General features: G+C 65.3%; 10 protein-coding genes. All 10 read left to right on the top strand.

The features are described 5' to 3' along the window. Positions 1–115: 115 nt before the first annotated feature. Positions 116–1,123 (top strand): ABC transporter permease, encoded by a 1,008-nt coding sequence (locus FJ980_RS12155; RefSeq protein ID WP_140543125.1) that lies wholly within the window; start codon positions 116–118, stop codon positions 1,121–1,123. Beyond that, positions 1,116–1,964, top strand: coding sequence for an ABC transporter permease (locus FJ980_RS12150; RefSeq protein ID WP_140543124.1), 849 nt, complete (start codon positions 1,116–1,118; stop codon positions 1,962–1,964). The genes FJ980_RS12155 and FJ980_RS12150 overlap by 8 nt, the downstream gene beginning before the upstream one ends. Next, on the top strand, positions 1,961–2,839 hold the full coding sequence (locus FJ980_RS12145; protein WP_140543123.1) for an ABC transporter ATP-binding protein: 879 nt from the start codon (positions 1,961–1,963) through the stop codon (positions 2,837–2,839). Before FJ980_RS12150 ends, FJ980_RS12145 begins: the two co-directional genes overlap by 4 nt. Then, complete coding sequence (locus FJ980_RS12140; protein WP_140543122.1) at positions 2,832–3,656, top strand: ATP-binding cassette domain-containing protein; 825 nt, start codon at positions 2,832–2,834, stop codon at positions 3,654–3,656. Before FJ980_RS12145 ends, FJ980_RS12140 begins: the two co-directional genes overlap by 8 nt. 204 nt (positions 3,657–3,860) lie before the next feature. After that, positions 3,861–6,155: a bifunctional salicylyl-CoA 5-hydroxylase/oxidoreductase gene (locus tag FJ980_RS12135; protein WP_140543121.1), complete on the top strand. Its 2,295-nt coding sequence runs from the start codon at positions 3,861–3,863 to the stop codon at positions 6,153–6,155. Next, positions 6,152–6,925 carry an SDR family NAD(P)-dependent oxidoreductase gene (locus FJ980_RS12130; RefSeq protein ID WP_140543120.1) on the top strand — a complete coding sequence of 258 codons (774 nt, stop codon included), beginning with the start codon at positions 6,152–6,154 and terminating at the stop codon, positions 6,923–6,925. Before FJ980_RS12135 ends, FJ980_RS12130 begins: the two co-directional genes overlap by 4 nt. Continuing rightward, positions 6,919–7,383, top strand: a complete 465-nt coding sequence (locus FJ980_RS12125; protein WP_140543119.1) for a MarR family transcriptional regulator — start codon at positions 6,919–6,921, stop codon at positions 7,381–7,383. Before FJ980_RS12130 ends, FJ980_RS12125 begins: the two co-directional genes overlap by 7 nt. Then, positions 7,380–8,192, top strand: coding sequence for an enoyl-CoA hydratase family protein (locus FJ980_RS12120; protein ID WP_140543118.1), 813 nt, complete (start codon positions 7,380–7,382; stop codon positions 8,190–8,192). Before FJ980_RS12125 ends, FJ980_RS12120 begins: the two co-directional genes overlap by 4 nt. A 231-nt stretch (positions 8,193–8,423) precedes the next feature. Beyond that, positions 8,424–9,572 carry an acyl-CoA dehydrogenase family protein gene (locus FJ980_RS12115; protein ID WP_140543117.1) on the top strand — a complete coding sequence of 383 codons (1,149 nt, stop codon included), beginning with the start codon at positions 8,424–8,426 and terminating at the stop codon, positions 9,570–9,572. Between the two features lie 29 nt (positions 9,573–9,601). Further along, entirely contained in the window at positions 9,602–9,997 is a 396-nt protein-coding gene (locus tag FJ980_RS12110) for a RidA family protein (RefSeq protein WP_140543116.1), read from the top strand. Positions 9,998–10,061: the final 64 nt, after the last annotated feature.

Raw genomic sequence — 10,061 nt, 5'->3', positions numbered from 1 at the left:
CCCCGGTGGGGAGAAGAGGCTGGCTCAGCCGCCGGCGACCTCTTCTCCCCTCGGGGAGAAGGTGGCCGCGAAGCGGCCGGATGAGGGGGAGTCCGTTCAGAGTGATTAGGCTCGCATGCTGCTGCAAAGATTCCTCGTTCGTCTGCTGACGATGCTGGTGACGCTTTTCGGCGTCGCCATCGTCGTCTTCGTCGTCATCCGCGTCGCGCCCGGTGACCCGATCGCCATGATGCTGCCGCCCGGCGCCAGCGATGACGACATTGCGCGGCTGCGCGCGCTCTATGGGCTGGATAAGTCGATCGTGCAGCAATTCTTCATCTGGCTCGGCGGCGTGCTGCATGGGAATTTCGGCACGTCGATATCATTGCGCCAGGACGTGCTAGGGCTGGTGTTCAACCGGCTGCCGGCGACGCTGGAGCTTGCGACGGTCGCGCTGCTGATGGCGATCGCGATCGGCACTACCGCCGCGATCCTCGGCGCGCGCTCGCGCGGCACGGCGGTCGAGGCCGGCATCGACATCGCCAGCGGCGCGACGCTTTCCATTCCCGATTTCCTGTGGGGCCTGGTGCTGATCCTGCTGTTCGGCGTGCTGGTGCCGGTGTTCGACATTTCGGGCCGGGTGTCGCCGCAGCTCGATCTGCCCTTCGCCACCCAGTTCTACCTAGTCGAGAGCATTCTAAGGCTTCGTTTCGACCTGACCTGGGACCTGTTGAAACACATGCTGATGCCGGCCGTGGCATTGGCGCTGCCGCTGGCGGCGATCATCGCTCAATTGCTCAAACAGTCGCTGAAGGAAGTGCTCGACCTCGACTATGTGGTGCTGGCGCGCGTGAAGGGGTTTTCCGAGACGCAGGTGATCCTGCGCGAGGCGCTGAAGAACGCGGCATTGCCGACGCTGACGCTGGTCGGCGTGCAGTTCACCTTCCTCATCGGCGGCACCGTCATCGTCGAGCGGCTGTTCTCCTATGAAGGCCTCGGCAACATGGCGATCGACGCCGTCATCAACCGTGACCTGCCGCTGATCCAGGGCATCGTGCTGGTGTTCGCGCTGCTTTTCGTGCTGATCAACCTCGCCGTCGACATGATGTATGCGCTGCTCAATCCGAGGCTGCGCCATGGATGACGCAAGTGTCGCCAGGCGAGGTTTGAGCCCGAGGCTGTGGCTGGCCGGCGGCTGGCTTCTGCTGGCGCTGCTCGCGGCCATCTTCGCGCCGTTGATCGCGCCGCAGGACCCGCTGGCGCAGGATTTGATGCTGGAGCGCCTGCCCCCCTTCTGGCTGGACGGGGCCGAGCCCGGCTATTGGCTGGGCACCGACAGCCTGGGACGCGATCTGTTGTCGCGGCTGATCTTCGGCGGCCGCATCGCCTTCATCGTCGCCTTCGCGGCGGCGACGTCCGCTTGTGTTCTCGGCTCCACGCTGGGGCTGATCGCCGGCTATTTCGGCGGCTGGCCCGACCGCATCATCTCGCGCATCGTCGATGTGTGGATGGCCTTCCCGCCAGTGCTGTTCGCCATTTTGCTGGTCGCCGTGCTCGGCACCGGCCTGAGCTCCGTCATCCTCGCCATCGCGATCATCGACTGGACGCGCTTCTGCCGGGTGATCCGGGCCGAGGCGATGAGCCAGGCACGCATGGATTATGTCGAGAGCGCGCGCATCGCCGGCTATGGCCGCATGGGCATCATGCTGCGCGAAGTGTTGCCCAACGTGCTGCCGTCGGTGGTGGCGCTGCTGTCGCTCGAAATGGGCATCGCCGTGATCGTCGAGGCGATCCTGTCCTTCGTCAATCTGTCGATCTCGACCGACGACCCGACTTGGGGCAGCATCATCGCCGAAGGGCGGCTGTCGATCCACCAGGCCTGGTGGGTGCTGGTGTTCCCGCTGATCACGCTGATCCTGACCGTGCTTTCCTTCAGCCAGTTCGGCGAAGCGCTGAAGACGCGCTTCGATCCGGTGCTGCGATGAGCGCGTGCCTGGACATCCGCGGCTTGAGCGCCGTGCTGCCCAACGGCCAGCGCGTGCTGCGCTCGGTGTCGCTTGTCGTGCAGCCGGGCGAAGTGCGCGCGCTGGTCGGCGAAAGCGGCGCCGGCAAGACGATGATCGGCAAGGCGGTGCTCGGCGTGCTGCCGAAAAGCGTGCGCATCGTCGAAGGCGAGATGCTAATCGAGGGCGAGGACCTCGGCCGCCTCGATGTCAAGGCGCGGCGAAACTTGATCGGCGCGCGCACGGCGCTGATCCCGCAGGATCCGCTCACCGCGCTCAACCCGTCGCGCCGCATCGGCCCGCAAATGACCGACCGGCTGGTGCGCATCCTTGGCTGGAACACAGAGAGAGCCGACAAGCGCATACGGCAGTTGCTCGACGAGGTGCAGATCCGCGATCCCGAGCGCGTGCTGAAGAGCTATCCGCATGAGTTGTCCGGTGGCATGCGGCAGCGCGTGCTGATCGCGGCCGCCTTCGCGGCGGAGCCCAGGCTGATCGTCGCCGACGAGCCGACGACGGCGCTGGACGTGACGGTGCAGAAGCAAATTCTGCGGCTGATCGCGCAACTGCAGCGCGACCACGGCACGGCGATCCTGTTCGTCACCCACGACCTCGGCGTCGTCGCCAAGATCAGCCAGAAAGTGTCGGTGCTCTATGCCGGCAAGGTGGTCGAAGAGGCCGAGACCGAGGCGCTGTTTGCGGCACCGCAGCACCCCTATACGCGCGCGCTGATGGCGGCGACACCGCGCTACACCGACCCATACGCCTCGCTGAAGCCGGTGGACGAAGGCGTGCTTGCCGGATTGGCCGTGGAGATCGCCGCCGCCGACAAGGACTGGAGGCCCGGCCATGGCTGAGCCGCTGTTTTCCGTGCGCGGGCTGAAGGTGGCGCTGCCCGACATGACGCGCAAGCCGCTGATCGGCCGCGCGCCGCTGGCCGAGATCCTGAAAGGGCTCGACTTCGACCTGCCGAAGGGATCTGTCACCGGCATCGTCGGCGAATCCGGCTCCGGCAAGTCGACGCTCGGCCGCGCGCTGGTCAGGCTGATCGAGCCGAGCGCCGGCTCGATCAGCTTCGAGGGGCGCGACATCAGCCGTCTTTCGGAAGCAGAGCTGCGACCGCTGCGCCGCGACCTGCAGATGATCTTCCAGGATCCGATGTCGTCGCTCAATCCGCGACATACGATCTTCAACATCATCGCCGCACCCTTGAGGCAGAACGGCCTTGGCGACAAGCTGAAGGAACGCGTCGCGGAAGCGCTGCAGCGCGTCGGCCTGCCGCAGAGTTTCGCCAGCCGCTACCGCCACGAATTGTCGGGCGGCCAGCGCCAGCGCGTCGGCATCGCACGGGCGCTGGCGCTGTCGCCGAAATTCGTGCTGGCCGACGAGATCGTCTCCGGCCTCGACGTCTCGACGCAGGCGCAGATCCTGACGCTGCTGGAGAAGCTTGCCGCCGAGATGGGGCTGACGGTGGCCTTCATCAGCCACGATTTGTCGGTGATCCGGCGGCTCTGCCAGCAGGTCATCGTCATGCGCGAAGGCAGGATCGTCGAGGCCAGCGCCACCGACGCGCTGTTCGAGAACCCGAAGGAGACCTACACGCGCGACCTGCTCGCCGCCATTCCGCTTCCGGAAATCGATCCTGACTGGCTGCAACCGACGCGTAGGGCGTGAAGAGCCGGATTGGACCGGTGAAGGAAGGGCAGGCGGCGATCATTCAATTATAAAACTTTAAGCTTGAAATAATTGCGACCCGGCGCGATACTGACAATTGGGATCGCCGTCTTGCCGGCGTTCCCGATGCAGCGTTTCATGCAATTCCGGACGGAAAACCGCTACGCATTTTTCCCGGAATTGCTCTAGAGGAGATCGCAAGACATGAAGGTTGCGGTTCTCGGCGGCGGACCAGCCGGCCTCTACTTTGCCATCTCGCTCAAGCTGCGCGACGCCGCACATGAGGTGACGGTCTATGAGCGCAACCGCGCCGACGACACATTCGGATGGGGCGTGGTTTTGTCGGCGGAGACGCTGGAGAACCTGACCAGGAACGACCCTGTCAGCGCCGTCTGGATCAAGAAGCATTTCGCCTATTGGGACGACATCGCCGTCATTCATGACGGCGTGCGCACGGTGTCTTCCGGCCATGGCTTTTGCGGCATCGGCCGCAAGCGGCTCCTGATCCTCTTGCAGCGGCGCGCCCGCGAGCTCGGCATCAAGATGATGTTTGAGACCGATATTTCCGACCCGAAACCCTTTATGGAAACGCATGACCTGGTGGTCGCCGCCGACGGGTTGAACTCGAAGTCACGCGCGGCCTTCGCCGATGTCTTCAAGCCCGACATCGACACCCGCAAATGCAAGTTCGTGTGGCTGGGCACCACGCAGAAATTCGACGACGCCTTCACCTTCATCTTCGAAAAGACCGAGCATGGCTGGGTGTGGGCGCATGCCTACCAGTTCGACAGCGAGACCGCGACCTTCATCGTCGAATGCAGCGAAGAGACCTGGGCTGCGTTCGGCTTCGGCCAGATGACGCAGCAGGAATCGATCGCGGTCTGCGAACGCATTTTCGAAAAGCATCTCGGCGGCCATCCGCTGATGACCAACGCCAATCACATTCGAGGTTCAGCGTGGATCAACTTCCCGCGGGTGCTGTGCGAGCGCTGGTCGTACAAGAATCTGGCGCTTATGGGGGATGCGGCGGCTTCAGCGCATTTCTCCATCGGCTCCGGCACCAAGCTCGCGCTGGAGAGCGCGGTGGCGCTCGCCGACTATGTCGAGTCCGAGCCGGACCTCGATGCGGCTTTCCGCAAATATGAGGATGCGCGGCGCACCGAGGTGCTGAAACTGCAATCGGCGGCGCGCAATTCGCTGGAATGGTTCGAAGAAGTCGAACGATATCTCGGTTTAGATCCAGTTCAATTCAACTATTCGCTGCTCACCCGCTCGCAGCGCATCAGCCACGAGAACCTTCGGCTGCGCGATGCCGAATGGCTGGCGGGCGCCGAAGAATGGTTCCAGCGCAAGGCCGGCGCCGGCGGCAACAGCTTACGCCGCGCGCCGATGTTCGCGCCGTTCAAGCTGCGCGGCATGACTTTAGCCAACCGCATCGTCGTCTCGCCGATGGCACAGTACAAGGCCGTCGACGGCTGCCCAACCGACTGGCATTTTTCGCATTATGCCGAGCGCGCCAAGGGCGGCGCCGGCCTGCTCTACATCGAGATGACCTGCGTCAGCCCGGAAGGGCGCATCACGCCCGGATGCCCAGGCTTCTACAGACCGGAGCATGAGGTCGCCTGGAAGCGGCTGGTCGATTTCGTCCATGCCGAAACCGAAGCAAAGATCTGCGCCCAGATCGGCCATTCCGGCGCCAAAGGCTCGACCCGGGTGGGCTGGGAAGGAACCGACGTGCCGATGCCGGACGGCAACTGGCCGGTGATGGCGCCTTCGGCCGTGCCATGGTCGCCGAAGAACCAGGTGCCGAAGGCGATGGACCGCGCCGACATGGATCTGGTCCGCGATCAGTTCGTCGCCTCGGCGCAAATGGCCGAGCGCTGCGGCTTCGACATGCTGGAGATCCATGCCGCGCATGGCTACCTGCTCTCCGCCTTCATCACGCCGCTGACCAACCGCCGCACCGACGACTATGGCGGCTCGCTGGAAAACCGCATGCGCTATCCGCTGGAAATCTTCCATGCGGTGCGCGCAGTGTGGCCGGCTGAAAAGCCGATCTCGATGCGCATCTCGGCCAATGACTGGGTGGGCATCGAAGGCGTCACGCCTTCGGATGCGGTCGAGATCGCGAAGATGCTGCACGAAGCCGGAGTCGACCTTTGCGACGTATCGGCCGGCCAGACCTCGATCGCCGCCAAGCCGGTCTATGGCCGCATGTTCCAGACGCCGTTCTCCGACCGCATCCGCAACGAGGTCGGCATGGCGACGATGGCGGTCGGCAACATCTATGAGCCGGACCACGCCAACTCGATCCTGATGGCCGGTCGCGCCGACCTGGTGGCGCTGGCAAGGCCGCATCTTGCCGATCCCTACTGGACGCTGCACGCGGCGGTGACGCTCGGCGACCGCGGCGTCAAATGGCCCGATCCCTATCTGCCGGGACGCGACCAGATCTACCGCCTGGCGGAGCGCGAAGCGTCTGCGGGGCTGAAGGTATGAGCGCCGTGCGCGAAATTGCCGGCAAGCACGCACTGGTCACCGGCGGCGGTTCCGGCGTCGGCAAAGCCATTGCGCAAGCGCTGGCGGCAGAAGGTGTGGCCGTCACCATATGCGGGCGGCGCGAGGCGGCGCTGGCCGAGGTTACAAAGGAAAACGACCGCATCTTTGCCGTCACTGCCGATGTCACGAACGAGGCCGACATGGCGGACGTGTACCAGAAGGCGGAAGCCGCGCGCGGACCCTTCGACATCGTGGTGGCCAATGCCGGCATGGCGGGCAGCGCGGCGGCGCACAAGACCGCGTTCGCCGACTGGCAGCGCACGCTCGACGTCAATCTCACCGGCGCCTTCCTGACCGTGAGGCCGGCGCTCGCCGGAATGCTCGCGCGAAAGGCAGGCAGGATCATTTTCATTGCCTCGACTGCGGGCCTCAAGGGTTATGCCTATGTCGCACCTTACGTCGCGGCCAAGCACGGCGTGGTCGGGCTGATGCGGGCCTTGGCGGCCGAGACCGCCAAATCCGGTGTCACCGTGAATGCCGTGTGCCCGGGCTTCGTCGAAACCGAGATGCTTGAGGAGTCCGTCCAACGCATCGTCGAGAAGACCGGACGTTCCACCGACGAGGCGCGCGCGAGCCTTGCGGCGACGAACCCGCAAGGGCGTTTCGTCCAGCCGGAGGAAGTCGCGGCGGCGGTGCTTTGGCTGTGCAGCGACGCCGCTCGGTCGATCACCGGGCAGGCCATTTCGATCTCGGGAGGCGAGACATGGTAGCGGGACCGACTTCCGCCGGGCCGGGCAAGGACAGGCTGCGGCTGTGGATACGCCTGCTGCGCGCCTCGCGCACCATCGAGGCGGAGCTGCGCGAGCGTTTGAAGAAGGAGTTCGACACCACGCTGCCGCGCTTCGACGTGATGGCGGCGCTCTACCGCTCGCCGGAAGGCATGCTGATGAGCGACTTGTCGCGCTTCCTGTTGGTGTCGAACGGCAATGTGACGGGCATCGTCGACCGGCTGGTTTCCGAAGGGCTGGTGACGCGGGCGCGCCGTAACGGCGACCGCCGCACCTCGATGGTGCGGCTGACCGAGGAAGGCTCGAAATCTTTCGCCGCGATCGCCGCCGCGCATGAGAATTGGGTCGGCGAGCTTCTCGGCAATGTCAGCGAGGACGAGGCGCGGCAGCTGACCGGCATGCTGAAATCGTTCCGCAGCAATTGGGAGGGACGCGAATGAGCGCCATGGCCAAGCTCAAGCCGAAGCATTTCCTCTGGCAGGTCGAAGGCCGGGTCGCAACAATCCGGCTGGACCGGCCGGAGCGCAAGAACCCGCTGACCTTCGACAGCTATGCCGAGCTGCGCGACACGTTTCGCGAGCTCGTCTATGCCGATGATGTCGATGCCGTGGTGTTCCTGCCCAATGGCGGCAATTTCTGCTCGGGCGGCGATGTCAACGACATCATCGGGCCGCTGGTCAAGATGGACATGAAGGCGCTGCTCGCCTTCACGCGCATGACCGGCGATTTCGTCAAGGCGATGCTCAACTGCGGCAAGCCGATCATTGCGGCCGTCGACGGCGTCGCGGTCGGCGCCGGCGCGATCATCGCCATGGCCTCCGATATCCGCATCGCCACGCCGGACGCGAAGACCGCCTTCCTGTTCACCCGAGTCGGGCTGGCCGGCTGCGACATGGGCGCCTGCGCGATCCTGCCGCGCATCATCGGCCAGGGCCGCGCCGCCGAACTGCTCTACACCGGCCGCACCATGAGCGCCGCCGAAGGCGAGCGCTGGGGATTCTACAATCGGCTTGTCGAGCCCTCGGCGCTGGAGGACGACGCGCTCGACATGGCGGCGCGCATCGTCTCCGGCCCGACCTTCGCGCATGGCATCACCAAGACGCAGCTCAACCAGGAATGGTCGATGGGCCTCGACCAGGCGATCGAAGCGGAAGCGCAGGCGCAGGCGATCTGCATGCAGACCGGCGATTTCGAGCGGGCATACAAGGCGTTCGCCGCGAAGGAAAAGCCGGTGTTCGAGGGGAGTTGAGGATGGGTGTGTTCTTGGAGAGATTGGCGGGACAGCGCCCCCCTCTGGCCTGCCGGCCATCTCCCCCTCTAGGGGGAAGATCGGATGTCGCCCCCGCTTTCGCCAACCACCAACGCCGCAGGATTGAGCGGGGCACCAAAACTGCCAATCTCCCCCCCAGAGGGGGAGATCTCCGGCAGGACAGAGGGGGGCGCCGTAGAGCGGAAACTTTTGAGAATAGCGGAGGCAAGCATGCCTGACCGCACCTTCCTCTCATGGCCCTTTTTCGAAGACCGCCACCGCCAACTCGCCGAGCGTCTCGAAGACTGGTGCGCAAAAAACCTTCCCGTCGACCATCACGACGTCGATGCCGCCTGCCGCGCGCTCGTGGCGATGCTTGGCCGCGACGGATGGCTGAAGCCGACGGCGCTCGACCCGGCCAAAGCCGCGCCGCTCGATGTGCGCACGCTCTGCATCACGCGCGAGACGCTGGCCCGCCACGATGGGCTCGCCGATTTCGCCTTCGCCATGCAGGGGCTGGGCACCGGCGCGATCACGCTGTTCGGCACGCCGGACCAGCAGCGCTGGCTGGAGAGGACGCGGGCCGGCCAAGCGATCTCCGCCTTTGCGCTCTCCGAACCACGCTCAGGATCGGACGTCGCCAACATGGAAATGACCGCCGTCCGCGACGGCGGCGACTATCTGCTTTGCGGCGAGAAGACCTGGATCTCCAATGGCGGCATCGCCGATCTCTATGTCGTGTTCGCCCGCACCGGCGAGGCGCCCGGCGCGAAAGGGATTTCCGCTTTCGTCGTGCCGGCGGAGACGAAGGGGCTCAGCGTCGCCGAGCGGCTCGAGGTCATCGCCCCTCACCCTCTGGCGCGGCTGTCCTTCGACAATGTGCGCGTTCCGGCTTCCGGCCTGATCGGCAAGCCCGGCGACGGTTTTCGGATCGCCATGTCCGTGCTCGACGTCTTCCGCTCGACGGTCGGCGCCGCCGCCCTCGGCTTTGCGCGGCGCGCGCTGGACGAAAGCATCAAACGCGCGGCCGAGCGAAAACTGTTCGGCGCGCCGATGGCGGAGCTGCAGATGGTACAGGGTCACCTCGCCGACATGGCGCTCGATGTCGACGCCGCTGCGCTCCTCATCTACCGCGCCGCCTGGACCAAGGACATGGGAGCCGCGCGGGTGACGCGCGAGGCGGCGATGGCGAAGCTCTTCGCCACCGACAGGGCGCAGGAGGTGATCGACAAGGCGGTGCAACTGCATGGCGGCGACGGCGTGCGCAAGGGCCACATCATCGAGAGCCTCTATCGCGAGATCCGGGCGCTGCGCATCTATGAAGGCGCCTCGGACGTGCAGAAGGTGGTCATCGCCAGGCAGGTGATGGGCGGGGCGTGACAACGAGTTTGAACCAGGGGGAACTGGACATGCACACCATCCTGCAGCCGGAAGGCTGGGCCAAACCGATCGGCTACGCCAATGGTGTGGCCGCGCATGGCCGGCTCGTCTTTATCGGCGGCCAAGTCGGATGGAATGCCGAATGCCGGTTCGAGACCGACGACTTCGTCGGCCAGGTGCGCCAGACGCTCGCCAATGTCGTCGCCGTGCTCGCCGAAGCCGGCGGCGAGCCGCGGCACATCACCTCGATGACCTGGTACTTTACCGACAAGGCCGAATATGTCGGCAATCTCAAAGGCATCGGCGAGGCCTATCGCGACGTGATCGGCCGACACTTCCCGGCGATGGCGGCGATGCAAGTGGTGGCGCTGGTCGAGGACCGGGCCAAGGTCGAGATTCAGGCGACGGCTGTTATCCCGGAATAAGCGCCCGATCGCTTCGTCATCCACGGGCGGAGCAGGAGCGATAGCGACGCAGCGCAGACCCGAG

The organism is Mesorhizobium sp. B1-1-5 (assembly GCF_006443065.1).
In the GTDB taxonomy this organism is placed as follows: Bacteria; Pseudomonadota; Alphaproteobacteria; order Rhizobiales; family Rhizobiaceae; genus Mesorhizobium.
This window is presented reverse-complemented; position numbering and strand designations above follow the sequence as displayed.